This window comes from Psychroserpens luteolus (genome assembly GCF_021032705.1).
GTDB lineage: Bacteria > Bacteroidota > Bacteroidia > Flavobacteriales > Flavobacteriaceae > Psychroserpens > Psychroserpens luteolus.
Genome location: NZ_JAHVXI010000003.1, coordinates 1 through 14,735, shown reverse-complemented (window position 1 = coordinate 14,735; position 14,735 = coordinate 1). Strand labels below are relative to the sequence as shown.

Genomic DNA, 14,735 nt, shown 5'->3' with positions numbered 1-14,735 from the left:
TATACCAATTTATGTGCCAAAAATTAAGCAAGCCAAGTAAGAATTTTTAACATTTTTAGTTTCTGAAACTCAAATGATTAGACAATATTGTATTTATTTTGTTTTATTGTAAATAAAACGTATTTTTGCACTCCTTTTAGCGAAATAAAGAAAGATAAAAGGAACAAATAATAACAAACAATAACACTTCTGTGTGTTATCGCTTAATTCTTTCTAAACATACAGAATACAAATTTTATTCAGCACATGTCTGAAAAAGAAACAAAACAAGCTGAAGTAGCAACTACTGAAGCTCCTCAAACTGAAGCTCCTCAAGTCTCTGAGGCTCAGGCAAACCCAGAAAAATTCTTAAAAGATTTCAATTGGCACAATTACGAAGAAGGAATTGATCCTGTTGATGACAAACAATTAGAAGAATTTGAAAAATTAGTATCAGAAAATTTTGTAGATACTTTAGATGATGAAGTTGTAGAAGGTGAAGTTATCCATATTACAGATCGCGATGCTATCATTGACATCAATGCTAAATCTGAAGGTGTAATCTCTCTTAATGAATTTCGTTACAATCCAGATTTAAAAGTTGGTGACAAAGTAGAAGTATTAATTGATGTTCGTGAAGATGCAACTGGTCAATTAGTATTATCTCACAGAAAAGCTCGTGTAATTAAAGCATGGGATCGTGTAAACAATGCACACGAAACTGGTGAAATCGTTAATGGTTTTGTAAAATGCAGAACTAAAGGTGGTATGATCGTTGACGTATTTGGTATTGAAGCATTCTTACCAGGTTCTCAAATCGATGTGAAACCAATTAGAGATTACGATCAGTACGTAAATAAAACAATGGAATTTAAAGTGGTGAAAATCAACCACGAATTCAAAAACATTGTTGTATCTCATAAAGCGCTTATCGAGGCTGATATTGAGGAACAAAAGAAAGAAATCATTGGTCAATTAGAAAAAGGTCAAGTATTAGAAGGTATCGTGAAGAATATTACGTCTTACGGTGTGTTTATTGATCTTGGAGGTGTTGACGGTTTAGTTCATATCACAGATTTATCTTGGTCTAGAATTAATCATCCAAATGAGATCGTAGAATTAGACCAAAAATTAAATGTGGTAATCTTAGACTTCGATGAAGATAAGTCTAGAATCCAATTAGGTCTTAAGCAATTAAGCAAGCATCCTTGGGAAGCTTTAGGTGAAACTGTAAAAGTTGGCGATAAAGTGAAAGGTAAAGTTGTTGTTATTGCTGATTACGGTGCATTTGTTGAAGTAGAAGAAGGTGTAGAAGGATTAGTTCACGTTAGTGAAATGTCTTGGTCAACTCATTTACGTTCAGCTCAAGATTTCGTATCTGTTGGAGATGAAATCGAAGCTGTGATCTTAACTCTTGATAGAGAAGATCGTAAAATGTCTCTTGGTATCAAACAATTAACTCCAGACCCATGGACAGATATTACATCTAAATATCCTGTAGGTTCTAAACATTCAGGTATCGTACGTAACTTTACAAACTTTGGTGTTTTTGTTGAATTAGAAGAAGGTATCGACGGATTGATTTATATCTCTGATTTATCTTGGACTAAGAAAATCAAGCATCCAAGTGAGTTTACTAATGTAGGCGACAAGTTAGATGTAGTGGTATTAGAATTAGATGTTGAAGGACGTAAATTATCTTTAGGTCACAAACAAACTACTGATAACCCTTGGGATAAGTATGAAACTGAGTTCGCTTTAGGAACAACGCATACTGCTGAGATTGCTGAAATCGTAGATAAAGGTGCTACAATCAATTTCAACGATGATATCGTTGCATTTGTACCATCTCGTCACTTAGAAAAAGAAGACGGAAGCAAGCTTAAAAAAGGTGAAGGTGCAGACTTTAAAATCATTGAATTCAATAAAGAATTCAAAAGAGTTGTAGCCTCTCATACTGCTATCTTTAAAGAAGAAGAAATGGCAAATGTAAAAGCAGCTGTTAAGAAGCAAGAAGCTCAAGCAGCAGAAGCAAAACCAACTTTAGGTGATGCTAATGACGCTTTACAAGCACTTAAAGATAAAATGGACGGGAAGAAATAATTCCTTGAATTTTAGATATTGAAAAGCCTCTCAGAAATGAGAGGCTTTTTTATTGATATATAAAAACGATTGCAAACCCTGATTTTTTAACTTAACTTTGCCAACCAAACACGTTTGGAAACCATATGAGTCAAAAAGTTTTACTTAATGCTAAAGAGGTAAACATCATTCTTCATCGACTGGCTTGTCAACTTATTGAAAATCACAACGATTTTTCTAATACAGTACTTATCGGATTGCAACCAAGAGGAAAATTTCTTGCCAATCGCTTAGCAGTCATGCTAAAAAATGATTATAAGATTAAAAATATCCAACTAGGACATTTAGATATCACGTTTTTTAGAGACGATTTTAGACGTGGCGAAAAGATATTAGAAGCCAATACTACCGAAATTGATTTTATTGTAGAGAACAAGAATATTGTTTTTATAGATGATGTGCTGCATACAGGACGTAGTATAAGAGCAGCATTAACAGCGATTCAATCTTTTGGAAGACCAAATGAAATAGAGTTATTGACGTTGATAGACAGACGTTTTAGTAGACATTTACCAATTCAACCTAATTATAGAGGTCGTCAGGTAGATGCTATAAATAAAGAAAAAGTAAAAGTTAATTGGGTTGAAAATGAAGGTGAAGACTCAGTGTACTTGATAAATAATTAATAGTTATGAGCGAATTAAGTGTTAATCACTTATTGGGAATTAAATACCTTAATAAAAAGGATATTCAATTAATTTTTGAAACAGCCGATCATTTCAAAGAGGTGATTAATAGACCAATTAAAAAAGTGCCTTCGCTTAGAGATATTACTATAGCTAATTTATTCTTTGAAAACTCAACACGTACCAAGTTATCTTTCGAACTTGCAGAAAAGCGACTATCTGCAGATGTAATCAACTTTTCGGCTTCGCAATCTTCAGTAAAAAAAGGAGAAACACTTATTGATACTGTAAATAACATCTTGTCTATGAAAGTAGATATGGTTGTGATGAGGCATCCAAATCCGGGAGCAGGTGTGTTTTTGTCTCAGCATGTAGATGCCAGTATTATTAATGCTGGAGATGGCGCTCATGAGCACCCAACACAAGCACTATTAGACAGTTACTCTATAAGAGAACGCTTAGGTGATGTTAAAGGTAAAAATGTAGTTATCGTTGGTGATATTCTACATAGTAGAGTAGCTTTATCAAATATTTATGCCTTGCAATTACAAGGTGCAAATGTGATGGTTTGTGGACCAAAAACCTTACTTCCGAAGTATATAAAAGATTTAGGGGTTAAGGTAGAAACCAATTTGCGAAAAGCTTTAAATTGGTGTGATGTAGCTAATATGTTACGTGTTCAAAATGAGCGAATGGATATTAGTTATTTCCCATCAACACGAGAATATACACAACAATACGGAGTTAATAAAGCATTGCTGAATTCGTTGGATAAAGACATCACAATCATGCATCCAGGGCCTATAAATAGAGGTGTAGAGATTACGAGTGATGTTGCCGATTCTGATCAAGCAATTATTTTGGATCAAGTTCAAAATGGTGTAGCGATTAGAATGGCAGTAATTTATTTATTAGCTTCAAAAATAAAACACTAGGATTATGATTTTTGATAAAGATGGAAATACATCCATAATCACACAGGAAAAAGCGTCTATAATAGAACTTGTAAAAAAGATTGATGTGTTATACGAACGTTTTAAAAATGACAATATCATTGTTAATCTTACGACTTTGAATAAGGTGTCACTCCAAGATATTGTAGAGTTTTTACAGCTATCTAATAAACATCGTAGAGCGAAACATTCGTTTGTTATTGTTACTTCTAAGGCTAATCTTAATGAAACTCCAGATGAAATCATAGTAGTCCCAACTATGCAAGAAGCCCGCGATATTATCGAAATGGAGGAAATTGAGCGCGATTTAGGGTTTTAAATGAATAAAAGAATAGTCCTTTATGATGAACAATTGTTTGATGCTATTTATCAAACACTGTTTTTTTTCTTGTCGTTCATTCCTTTATTTTCGTTTGAAGATCTAGTGGAGAACGAAATTCTAAATAAAGCTATATATTACATCCTAATATTGGTAGTCATTTCTGCTATTAAAATCTCAAAACGAGTTTCTATTCATAATGGTTTTGTTGTAAAAGATTTGCATACTTTATTCCTAGGATCTATAAAAAAAATGGTACATTTTCCTATTTCAGAAATAGAGGATGTTATCTTAAACCAAAATGAGGAACTTTATTTCGAAATTACAGCCAAAAGAAAAAATGGCACAGATTTTATTTTTATAACATTACCAAATAAAAATCCTGCTTTGAAAGAACTGGAATTAATAAAAAGTCATTTAAGAATACAATAATTTGAAACTAAGAATACTTGGCTGTTATAGCGCTACACCATTGATACATACCAATCCCACTGCTCAAGTTCTTGACATAAAGAACCATACCTTTCTAATAGATTGTGGAGAGGGAACTCAGGTTGAGTTGCGCAGAAACAAAGTAAAGTTTGGTCGTATAAAACACATTTTTATTTCACATTTACATGGTGACCATTGCTTTGGTCTTGCTGGTTTGATTTCTACATTTAGATTGTTAACACGTGAGGCCGATTTGCATATCTATGCACCAAAAGGACTTAAGGAGGTTATAACGCTGCAAATGAAACTCTCAGAGTCTTGGACTAATTACAAATTGATTTTTCATGAATTGTCTTCAAAATCATCAGAGTTAATTTTCGAAGATGATAAAGTTGAAGTGTACACTATTCCTTTAGATCATCGTATATATACCAACGGATTTCTATTTAAAGAGAAACTTGGAGAACGCAAATTAGATATGAATGCAGTATTAAATGCCAATATTGACGTTGCCTATTATCGAAAATTAAAGCAAGGTGCTGATGTTCCTGATAATAATGGAAATATGGTAAGCAATGCATCAGTTACACTGGATCCAAAACCGCCGAAGAGTTATGCATTTTGCAGTGACACAGCATATAACGAATCCATTGTGCCCATCATAAAGGGTGTAAACGCTCTATATCATGAATCTACATTTATTGAAAAGAATGAAGCTCTAGCCTTACCAACAAAGCATTCTACTGCCAAACAGGCGGCCACTATTGCAAAAAAGGCAAATGTTGGTCAGTTAATTTTGGGGCATTACTCTACGCGATATGATGATTTGACTCCATTTAAAACAGAAGCGGAAACAATTTTTCCTAAGGTAGAATTAGCTAAAGACGGAAAGACCTTTGAATTTTAGTCTAGAAGAGATTCGGTATAGGTCTTAAATTGTGTCATCCATTTATAGACTTGCTTCTTAAACATCCCTGGAAATAAAGTTGCCATGAGTTTGATGAACAGTCCATTAAATTTAGTGTAATCTATCTCAGAAATATATTGTGTTTTATCGTCAGCAAGAGCTTTAAATTGCACGCTCATAGTATTGGTCATATGCTTATGTTCATAAAGCGCTTTAAACTCTGCTGGTAGATTATTGGTGATTATTGTTTCTTTGAGCTCAAGCTTTTTATATATCATTTTTGAAATAGCTCCTTCTGATCCTTCAGTTCCGCTAATAAGTTCTTTAGAAATAAAACCATCTTGAAAATGCTTTAGATTGTCTGGATTTTCAAACACGGCTGCTGTATGATCTATAGGCGCATTTATAATAATTTCGCAGCTAAACTTCATAAGTGGTTGTTTTTTAATTCCTATAAAAATACAGAAATCTAACTCAACTTACTTTAAGGCTTTAAGAAAGAAGAAAAATAATAAACTATTTAAGTTTGGTTTCTTTTTTAAACTCGTCGAGATTGGTCATCCATTCGATAGCTTCGTCCAGACTATGACAGCGTTTTAAACTTTTTTGGAAGAAATGTTTTTCTAACGAAGAATTGAGATAACTAAAGTCACTATAAGAGACAATGGCACTAGCTACCATGAAATCGTATTCATTATTAAAGTCTAACCATAATTGTGGTTCAAAAGAATAAGAGTTTATACGATTGGCGATGTAGCCAATTTTAATTCCTTTTCTAATATACTCTGAAAACTTACTAATTAGTTCACTTACTATAGTATAGTCAACATGAATACCTTCGTTTAGTTCTGACACTACAAAATGTTTAGTGGTATAGATTGTTCCGAACGGAAACTCAATTTTTTTGTATTCTAAAAGTTTAGAATATTTACTGTTTTCAAATTTCATTAGTAGGGATTATTGCTTAAATTTATAGTAAATATCTAAGGCTAGAAAAGAAAAGCCATGTTAAATTTTATATTTGAATCTAATGAATACAGACTTAGGGAGTTACAGAAAGTCATATGAGAAGCAAGAATTACTCGAAGAAAACGTGAGCGACAATCCGATGGAATTGTTTCAAAAATGGTTTCATGAGGTTGATCATAATTTTGATATTGCGGAAACAAATGCGATGACTATAAGCACTTTAGGATTGGATGGGTTTCCAAAAAGTAGAGTAGTACTTCTTAAAAAATATACTTATGAAGGTTTTATTTTCTACACGAATTATGACAGTGAAAAAGGTAAAGCCATACTTAATAATCCCAATGTTTGCTTATCATTCTTCTGGCCAGCTGCCGAACGTCAAATTATAATTAAAGGCAAAGCAGAAAAAATAGCAGATAATTTAAGTGACGGTTACTTTGAATCTAGACCTCGCGGAAGTCAACTAGGAGCTTTGGTCTCAAATCAAAGTGAAACTATAGCAGATAGGACAGTTTTAGAAGAACGTCTTAAAGCATTAGAAAAGGAATATGAAGGTAAAGATATTCCAAGACCTGAGTTTTGGGGAGGATTTATAGTTAAACCTCAAGAAATTGAATTTTGGCAAGGTCGCCCAAATAGACTTCACGATAGATTACGCTATCAATTGGATAAGGATTTTAATTGGAATATGGATCGATTATCTCCTTAAAGCTATAATTAAAACATCGATGAAATGCATTTAAAAAACGTTTAAATGCATTTTTTTTGTTTCCAAACGTGCATTTCATCGATGTTTTGCATAATTTTTCGATGAAATGCATGCTTTTCATCGATTTTAACAATTCATTAACATTTTTTACATAAGCAGGTCTCTATTTTAGTAATCCCAAATCTATAATAACCGCTTATGAGACCCTTTAAACACTTGCCAATTATGGCATTAGTAGCGTTGCTATCGTTTTCATGTTCTACAGAAAGTATTCCTGATGAGACCATTGATACAATGGCATTACCAGTCCCACCAGCTGCTAAAACAATCGAAATAGAAATCTTAGAGCTTATCAATGCTCATAGAATAAATGAAGGACTTACACCATTAAATAATCACAATACCATTAAAGCTGTTGCTTACACACATACAGATTATATGGTTGAATCTAATAATGTTGGTCATGATAATTTTTTCCAACGTAAAAACAGTTTAATGCAAAATGCATCTGCTACAAGAGTATCAGAAAATGTTGCTTATGCATATAGCTCTGCAGAATCTGTAGTCAATGCGTGGATCAATAGTGACGGACATAGAGACAATATTGAAGGCGATTTTACCGACTTTGATATTTCAGCAGAACAAAACGATGAAGGTAAATGGTATTTCACCAATATCTTTATTAAACGATAATGACTTAAAAATTGATTAATAGCAAATCGTTATTTTTAGGCCACAGTTTTTAACTGTGGCTTTTTTAGTTTTAGTTACCGAATGGTTTTGAGAAATCTCTTAGTCTTTTAAGATTTGACCCTTCTAAATTTTCGTATTCTGCCCAAAAAATAACATCTCTTGGATCTATTCTGGCGCATTCAAGATAGTTTTTAAAGGCAACAATATTACCTTCACTCAAAAAAATAACACAGCGTATAACACGTGATGTATTGATCTGTTCGTGTTTCAACAAAAACGTTGATAATATAGACATTACAGTCATATAATCATCCTCGAACAGGTGTTTTACTTCTTGTTTGATATCTTCTCTTAATGATCTCAATATTAATTTTATTATAGACAATTAAATATAATGAGATTATTATAATGTATTGACCTTTGCTGAGTTTTATCAAAAAAAAAGCAGACTCACGACAAGTCTGCTTTTTCAAGTTTAGTTTAGAGGGTGGTTATTCTTTTAATATATAGAAATATGATCTTCTATTTAACTGATGTTTTTCTTCGCTACATTTGACACCATTAGAACACTCATTTAGTAATTGAGATTCTCCATATCCAATGGCACTTTCTATACGCTCAGGAGCAATGCCTCTTGAAATAATATATTCCATTGTAGATTTCGCTCTTCGATCTGATAATTTCATATTGTACTTATCACGTCCACGACTATCTGTATGTGATTCAATTTTAATCACCATAGTTGGATGCGCACGCATAACATCTACAATATTCTCAAGCTCATACTGAGCATCTGTTCTAATATTCCATTTATCAAAATCAAAGAAAATAGGGTTAATTACAATCTGACTATCAGTAATTAGTGGTTCTAGGTATAAATCGGCTTCTGTTACCTTTTCATGTTCATTATCTGTAGTCACTTTCTTTTGATCGTCTTTAAAGTCTTCTTTGCTAGCAATAACGGTATAGCTAGTATTACAATCTGCAGTAAATTCATAGCTTCCATCTTCACCAGATTCTATTTCGGCGATAACTTTTCCAACTTCATTAATAAGTTTTACAGTTGCACCTGGCAGTATTTCATTAGTATTTCTATCTCTAGTGATTCCTTTAATGGTTTGAATGCAAATTGAAGCATCAAAACCGTATATATCATCACTTCCTTGTCCGCCTGGCCTATTTGAAGAGAAATATCCGGTGTGTTCATTTTCTGCTTCAGAAGTATTTTTGAAATATGCAAAATCATCGGAGCCACTATTATATGGCGCTCCTAAATTTTCTGGTTCGGCCGATTCATCTTTTAGAAGGTTAGATTTAAAAATATCTAATAGCCCTAAATTTAAATGACCATCTGAAGAGAAATAAAAGGTGCTGTCTTTAGCTATAAATGGGAACATCTCTCGACCTTCCGTATTAATTTGTTCTCCTAAATTTCTTGGCTCAGAATATTCGTTTCCGCCATTAATATCAACAACATATATATCAGTACTTCCTAATCCACCTTCACGATCAGAAACAAAGTATAGTTGCTTGTTATCTGGACTTAGTGCAGGATGACCTGTAGAAAATACATCGTCGTTAAATGGCAATTCTACTATGTTGGTCCATTGATTATCTACTAGAGTTGCTTTGTATAATTTAAGATGTGTCGTTCCTTTTTTATCGTATTTTACTTTTTTAGTACTCTTGCCTACATTATCTCTTGTGAAATACATTGTATTTCCATCATTGGTAATAGCTATAGAAGCTTCGTGAAAATCTGTATTTAATTTTTCAGCAGCTATAAAATCTGGAGTACCATAAGTTGTTGTATCTACACTTTTGTCAACGGATACTTGATAGATATCCAAAAATGGCTCCTTATTCCAGCTATACAATTTCTTTTCATCTGTATTTCTAGACGACGCAAAATAAAGCTGATCATTATGAATGTAAGATCCAAAATCTGAATACTTAGAGTTAAATGGTAAATTTTGAAGTTTTACCACTTTATTTTTATCTGCACTAGCTAATTCATTATACTTCGCTATATTCTCAGGATTATAACCTTTAATACGCGTATCATTATTTTGAATTTCCATGAATGCCTTCATCCATGTATCAGCTTCTTCATATTGACCTAAACTACGTAAAGATTGTATATGCTTATAGATATATTCTGGATTGATATCATCTTTTCCATACTTATCTAAAGCTTTGCCATACCAAAATGCTGCTTTTTCAGATTTAGAATTGTTATAATAACAATCACCTAAGCGTGTCAGGACATGAAGGCTAGTATCACCTTTTTTCAGAACTTCTTCATAGAGTTCTGTGGCTTTTACATACCCAAAATTGCTAAAAAACTTATCAGCAAGTTTTTCTTGGGCAATCATAATTGTGCTACTAAGCGCAAATATTAAGATTAAAAACTTTGATTTCATCATTGATTTGTTTTTTAGAAATATCGTGGTGATTTAATACGCTTACTTTTAAATATTTCAAACATTAATAGAACTTCGTGAGTTCCACTCGTATATGGTCTAAGGTCTGAAATTGGATATTCGTATGCGTAACCAATTCGTAATTGTTTTGATATTTGAAAATCTGCAATACCACCAATAGCAGCAGCACGTTCATTTATTCTGTAACCAGCACCAACCCAAAACTTTTCATAAAATAAAAAGTTGGCTGTAAGGTCAAAAGATAAAGGCGCACCATTAGTTGCTTTTAAAAGTGTTGCAGGTTTAAATTTTGTGTTTTCACTTAAGTCAAATACATAACCACCTGTGAAATAATAGCTAATTCTTTCTAAAGACTCAAACTCTGCGTCACCAGTATAATCTGTATTTAAAAGTCGAGGAGCAGATAGTCCTACATACCATTTATTACTGTGCCAATAGATGCCAGTTCCAATATTGGGTTTCCAGCGGTCTTCAAAACCAAAAATAACAGGATCATTTGCTTGTGATTGTTGAAAATCACTATCTAGACTATAACTTGTGAATCCAGCTTTGATACCAAATGCTAGTTTGCTATTCTCACCTGTTGGGATCGTATATGAAAAATCGCCGTAGAGGTAAGAGAAGTTTTGATATCCGAGTTCGTCATTAATAAATGACAAGCCTAGACCAACTCTTTCATTTCTCATTGGAGTATGTATAGAAAGGGTTTGCGTTTGCGGTCCTCCTTCTAGACCAACCCACTGACTTCTATGCAGACCTACAACACTCAAAGTTTCTCTACTTCCTGCATAAGCGGGATTTATAGAAATAGTATTGTACATATACTGAGTAAACTGCGGAAGCTGTTGTGCAACTCCCATCCAGCTACTGAATAGTATAAATGCTATAATATTAAACTTGACTAATTTCATATAGGTTAAGGTTTATTTTGTTGAAACGTAGATTGGGCCCGTAAACGGTTTTAGTCCACTGTTCTTTATATTTATAACGTAATAATAGGTTCCTGTTGGTACAAAGTCTGAGTTTCCAATTGAAGCTTTAGATGATGTACCATTCCAATCATTTTGGTAATTGAAATTCTCATATATTTTTGCTCCCCAACGATTAAAGATTTGTAGTTCGTATGTAAATCCACATTCTTCAACTCCAGTAATCGTAAAGAATTCATTAATACCATCGAAGTTAGCAGTTACTGCTTTAGAAATTTCAACATCATCTTCACCACAAGGGAATACTACACATTCATCATTTAATGTGATAGTGACTGATACCATTCCAGGACATTCGCCTTCGTAAGTATATGTGAACACATAATCACCAAGCTGGTCTTGCGTATAATCATCATTGAAGTCTAATAATGACGATGGATTAAAAATACTACCATTTATAGTTGCGTTCCCTGTAGTAACAGTCCAAACACCATCAATATCATAATCGCCTAATAGTAAATCAAATAGATCAAAATCAATATCTTCAGTAATACATAAATCTGCATCATCTGTAGGAATTTCACTTTGTACTGTAACATTTACAGTTTGTGTATATAAAGCCTCATTCCCACATTCGTCACTTACAAACCAATCTCTGATGATAGTGTAATCCGTTTCAGTTCCGTCAGAAGTTGATGTTTCATTAAACTCTACTGTAATATTTGTAGAACATGCATCTTCAAATACTAACTCTGGAACTTCAGGAATATCACTACAAACCACATTGATTACTTCTTCTAGCTCACCAACTAGAGTTGGAGCAGTAGAATCTATAATGCTAATTGTTTGTACAAGACTTGTTGTATTGTCACACTCATCAGTTAATGTCCATGTTCTAGTGATGGTAGATTCGTTTGGACAATCACCTTCCGAAATAACATCAGTAAATACAGCTTCTAAATCTAATGAGCAGTTATCGGCTTCATCAGTAACATCACCAGTTAAAGTAATATCAGTAGCATCTTGGTCACACTCCAGTGTAATATTTTCTGGAACTGTAAATGTAGGCGCAGTCGTATCTTGTACTGTAATGGTTTGAACTAAAGTCGTTGTATTATCACAGTCATCCGTTAAGGTCCATGTTCTAGTAATAATAGATGAATTTGGACAATCACCTTGAGCAACAGTATCTGTAAATGTCGCTTCTAAACCAGTAGAACAGTTATCTGCTTCATCTGTAACATCACCTGTTAAGGTTATATCTGAAATATCTGCATTACAATCTAGGTTTACATCTGCAGGAACAGTAAATGTTGGTGCTGTCGTATCTTCAATAGTAATTGTTTGTATTAAAGCAGTTGCATTTCCACAATCGTCAGTAACAGTCCATACTCTAGTAATGATAGACGCATTAGGACAATCACCTTGAGCAACAGTATCTGTAAATGTCGCTTCTAAACCAGTAGAACAGTTATCTGCTTCATCAGTCACATCACCAGTTAAGGTTAAATCAGAACTATCTTGATCACATTCTAAGGTTATGCTTTCAGGTACTGTAAACGTAGGCGGAATTGTATCATCAATTGTAATTGTTTGTACTAAAGTGGTCGTGTTATCACAATCATCAGTTAATGTCCATGTTCTAGTAATGATAGACGCATTAGGACAATCACCTTGAGCAACAGTATCTGTAAATGTAGCTTCTAAGCCTGTAGAGCAGTTATCTGCTTCATCAGTCACATCACCAGTTAAGGTTAAATTAGAACTATCTTCATCACATTCTAGCGTTACATTTTCAGGTACTGTAAATGTAGGAGGCGTTGTATCTTGAACAGTGATCGTTTGTACTAAAGTTGTTGTATTATCACAATCATCAGTTAATGTCCATGTTCTAGTAATGATAGACGCATTAGGACAATCACCTTGAGCAACAGTATCTGTAAATGTAGCTTCTAAACCAGTAGAACAGTTATCCGCTTCATCAGTCACGTCACCAGTTAAGGATAGATCAGAACTATCTTGATCACATTCTAAGGTTATACTTTCAGGTACTGTAAACGTAGGTGGTGTTGTATCTTGAACAGTAATCGTTTGAACTAAAGTCGTTGTATTATCACAGTCATCCGTTAAAGTCCATGTTCTAGTAATAATAGATTCACTAGGACAATCACCTTGAGCAACAGTATCTGTAAATGTAGCTTCTAAGCCTGTAGAGCAGTTATCTGCTTCATCAGTCACATCACCAGTTAAGGTTAGATCAGAACTATCTTGATCACATTCTAAGGTTATACTTTCAGGTACTGTAAACGTAGGCGGTGTTGTATCTTGAATTGTAATTGTTTGAACTAAAGTCGTTGTATTATCACAGTCATCCGTTAATGTCCATGTTCTAGTAATTATAGATTCACTAGGACATGAACCATCAGCAACAGTATCTGTAAATGTCGCTTCTAAACCAGTAGAACAGTTATCTGCTTCATCAGTCACATCACCAGTTAAGGTTAGATCAGAACTATCTTGATCACATTCTAAGGTTATACTTTCAGGTACTGTAAACGTAGGCGGTGTTGTATCTTGAATTGTAATTGTTTGAACTAAAGTCGTTGTATTACCACAGTCATCCGTCAAAGTCCATGTTCTTGTAATAATAGACTCACTAGGACATGAACCATCAGCAACAGTGTCAACATATGTGGCTTCTAAAAGACCAGAACAGACATCGGTTTCATCAGTTACATCACCAGTAAGTGTTAAATCTAATGGGTCTTGATCACATTCAATTGTAATACTCTCAGGAACAGTAAACGTTGGAGGCGTTGTGTCTTCAATCGTTAATGTCGCTTGAAGTGTAGCTGAGTTTCCACACTCATCTGAAATCGTATAGGTTGCAGAGATGCTTCCACTTAATCCACAAGATGATACAAAATTTGTATAATCATAATCTGAAGTCACAGTTACAGCTAAATCATCTGCACAAGCTTGAAGTGTCACAATGTTATTTTGATTCCAATCGTTCGCTAATGTTTCATTTTCATCACCTGAACATTCTAATGTTATATCTTGAATATCACAATCTGATAAATCAGGAATTGTTTCATCTCCAAAAGTTAATACTGCAGTAAGCGTTGTTGCATTACCACAATCATCAGTAACGGTATAAGTCACACTAATTGTTCCACAAGGACCACAAGTTGTATTAAGGTTATTAAAATCATAATCAGAAGTCACCTGACCAGTAAAGTCTGTATCACAAGAATCAGTAGCACAAGCCTCAAGCGCTGCAATATTAGCCGCATTCCAAGCATCAGCAAGGGATTCATTTTCAGTATCAGAACATTCTAACGACGTATTTTCTACAGTACAATTTGAAAGGTCTGGCGCAACTGTATCCTCAAGTGTTAGTGTTGCATTCAATGTTGTTGTGTTACCACAGTCATCAGTAATGGTATAGACAACAGCAATTGTTCCACCAAGACCACAAGTAGATACTAAGTTAGTAAAGTTGTAATCAGAAGTGACTTGCGTATTTAAGTCTGTATCACAAGAATCAGCAGCACAAGCTTCAAGGGCAGCGATATTGGCTGCATTCCAATCGTTAGCTAATTGTTCGTTATCATCACCAGAACACTCAAT

At 33.8% G+C, this 14,735-nt stretch carries 14 protein-coding genes; 8 read left to right on the top strand and 6 right to left on the bottom strand.

What is annotated here, in order from left to right; all coding sequences use genetic code 11:
• The first annotated feature begins 246 nt into the window (after positions 1–246).
• From rpsA to KWG70_RS08955, 6 genes are all read left to right on the top strand, one after another.
• Entirely contained in the window at positions 247–2,082 is a 1,836-nt protein-coding gene (gene rpsA / locus KWG70_RS08980; protein ID WP_230935681.1) for a 30S ribosomal protein S1, read from the top strand.
• Between the two features lie 125 nt (positions 2,083–2,207).
• Positions 2,208–2,747: a bifunctional pyr operon transcriptional regulator/uracil phosphoribosyltransferase PyrR gene (gene pyrR / locus KWG70_RS08975; RefSeq protein ID WP_230935680.1), complete on the top strand. Its 540-nt coding sequence runs from the start codon at positions 2,208–2,210 to the stop codon at positions 2,745–2,747.
• Positions 2,748–2,752: 5 nt separating this feature from the next.
• Positions 2,753–3,682, top strand: coding sequence for an aspartate carbamoyltransferase catalytic subunit (locus KWG70_RS08970; RefSeq protein WP_230935679.1), 930 nt, complete (start codon positions 2,753–2,755; stop codon positions 3,680–3,682).
• A 4-nt stretch (positions 3,683–3,686) separates the two neighbouring features.
• Complete coding sequence (locus KWG70_RS08965) at positions 3,687–4,019, top strand: ribonuclease Z (protein WP_230935678.1); 333 nt, start codon at positions 3,687–3,689, stop codon at positions 4,017–4,019.
• Positions 4,020–4,451, top strand: a complete 432-nt coding sequence (locus KWG70_RS08960) for a hypothetical protein (RefSeq protein ID WP_230935677.1) — start codon at positions 4,020–4,022, stop codon at positions 4,449–4,451.
• A gap of 1 nt (position 4,452) precedes the next feature.
• Positions 4,453–5,358 (top strand): ribonuclease Z, encoded by a 906-nt coding sequence (locus KWG70_RS08955; RefSeq protein WP_230935676.1) that lies wholly within the window; start codon positions 4,453–4,455, stop codon positions 5,356–5,358.
• Here KWG70_RS08955 and KWG70_RS08950 read toward each other — a convergent pair.
• Together KWG70_RS08950 and KWG70_RS08945 are read right to left on the bottom strand one after the other, a co-directional pair.
• Entirely contained in the window at positions 5,355–5,789 is a 435-nt protein-coding gene (locus KWG70_RS08950) for an SRPBCC family protein (RefSeq protein WP_230935675.1), read from the bottom strand. The genes KWG70_RS08955 and KWG70_RS08950 overlap by 4 nt on opposite strands.
• Before the next feature lie 85 nt (positions 5,790–5,874).
• On the bottom strand, positions 5,875–6,306 hold the full coding sequence (locus KWG70_RS08945) for a hypothetical protein (RefSeq protein WP_230935674.1): 432 nt from the start codon (positions 6,304–6,306) through the stop codon (positions 5,875–5,877).
• A gap of 82 nt (positions 6,307–6,388) precedes the next feature.
• On the opposite strand from KWG70_RS08945, the gene pdxH reads away from it, so the two are divergent.
• Complete coding sequence (gene pdxH / locus KWG70_RS08940) at positions 6,389–7,036, top strand: pyridoxamine 5'-phosphate oxidase (protein WP_230935673.1); 648 nt, start codon at positions 6,389–6,391, stop codon at positions 7,034–7,036.
• A 198-nt stretch (positions 7,037–7,234) separates the two neighbouring features.
• Positions 7,235–7,729, top strand: a complete 495-nt coding sequence (locus KWG70_RS08935; protein ID WP_230935672.1) for a CAP domain-containing protein — start codon at positions 7,235–7,237, stop codon at positions 7,727–7,729.
• Positions 7,730–7,799: 70 nt separating this feature from the next.
• Here the strand turns inward: KWG70_RS08935 and KWG70_RS08930 are convergent, their stop codons facing one another.
• From KWG70_RS08930 to KWG70_RS08915, 4 genes are all read right to left on the bottom strand, one after another.
• Entirely contained in the window at positions 7,800–8,093 is a 294-nt protein-coding gene (locus KWG70_RS08930) for a hypothetical protein (RefSeq protein WP_230935671.1), read from the bottom strand.
• A 127-nt stretch (positions 8,094–8,220) separates the two neighbouring features.
• Positions 8,221–10,155, bottom strand: coding sequence for an OmpA family protein (locus tag KWG70_RS08925; protein WP_230935670.1), 1,935 nt, complete (start codon positions 10,153–10,155; stop codon positions 8,221–8,223).
• A gap of 11 nt (positions 10,156–10,166) precedes the next feature.
• Positions 10,167–11,084: a PorP/SprF family type IX secretion system membrane protein gene (locus KWG70_RS08920; protein ID WP_230935669.1), complete on the bottom strand. Its 918-nt coding sequence runs from the start codon at positions 11,082–11,084 to the stop codon at positions 10,167–10,169.
• Positions 11,085–11,096: 12 nt separating this feature from the next.
• Positions 11,097–14,735: gliding motility-associated C-terminal domain-containing protein (locus KWG70_RS08915; RefSeq protein WP_230935668.1), on the bottom strand; the 3,639-nt coding region annotated here is incomplete at its 5' end.

What these genes read in the sequence shown, in the direction of transcription:
- rpsA (WP_230935681.1), top strand. Translation starts at nt 247, where the DNA reads ATGTCTGAAAAAGAAACAAAACAAGCTGAAGTAGCAACTACTGAAGCT.
- pyrR (WP_230935680.1), top strand. Translation starts at nt 2,208, where the DNA reads ATGAGTCAAAAAGTTTTACTTAATGCTAAAGAGGTAAACATCATTCTT.
- KWG70_RS08970 (WP_230935679.1), top strand. Translation starts at nt 2,753, where the DNA reads ATGAGCGAATTAAGTGTTAATCACTTATTGGGAATTAAATACCTTAAT.
- KWG70_RS08965 (WP_230935678.1), top strand. Translation starts at nt 3,687, where the DNA reads ATGATTTTTGATAAAGATGGAAATACATCCATAATCACACAGGAAAAA.
- KWG70_RS08960 (WP_230935677.1), top strand. Translation starts at nt 4,020, where the DNA reads ATGAATAAAAGAATAGTCCTTTATGATGAACAATTGTTTGATGCTATT.
- KWG70_RS08950 (WP_230935675.1), bottom strand. Translation starts at nt 5,789, where the DNA reads ATGAAGTTTAGCTGCGAAATTATTATAAATGCGCCTATAGATCATACA.
- KWG70_RS08945 (WP_230935674.1), bottom strand. Translation starts at nt 6,306, where the DNA reads ATGAAATTTGAAAACAGTAAATATTCTAAACTTTTAGAATACAAAAAA.
- pdxH (WP_230935673.1), top strand. Translation starts at nt 6,389, where the DNA reads ATGAATACAGACTTAGGGAGTTACAGAAAGTCATATGAGAAGCAAGAA.
- KWG70_RS08935 (WP_230935672.1), top strand. Translation starts at nt 7,235, where the DNA reads ATGAGACCCTTTAAACACTTGCCAATTATGGCATTAGTAGCGTTGCTA.
- KWG70_RS08925 (WP_230935670.1), bottom strand. Translation starts at nt 10,155, where the DNA reads ATGATGAAATCAAAGTTTTTAATCTTAATATTTGCGCTTAGTAGCACA.
- KWG70_RS08920 (WP_230935669.1), bottom strand. Translation starts at nt 11,084, where the DNA reads ATGAAATTAGTCAAGTTTAATATTATAGCATTTATACTATTCAGTAGC.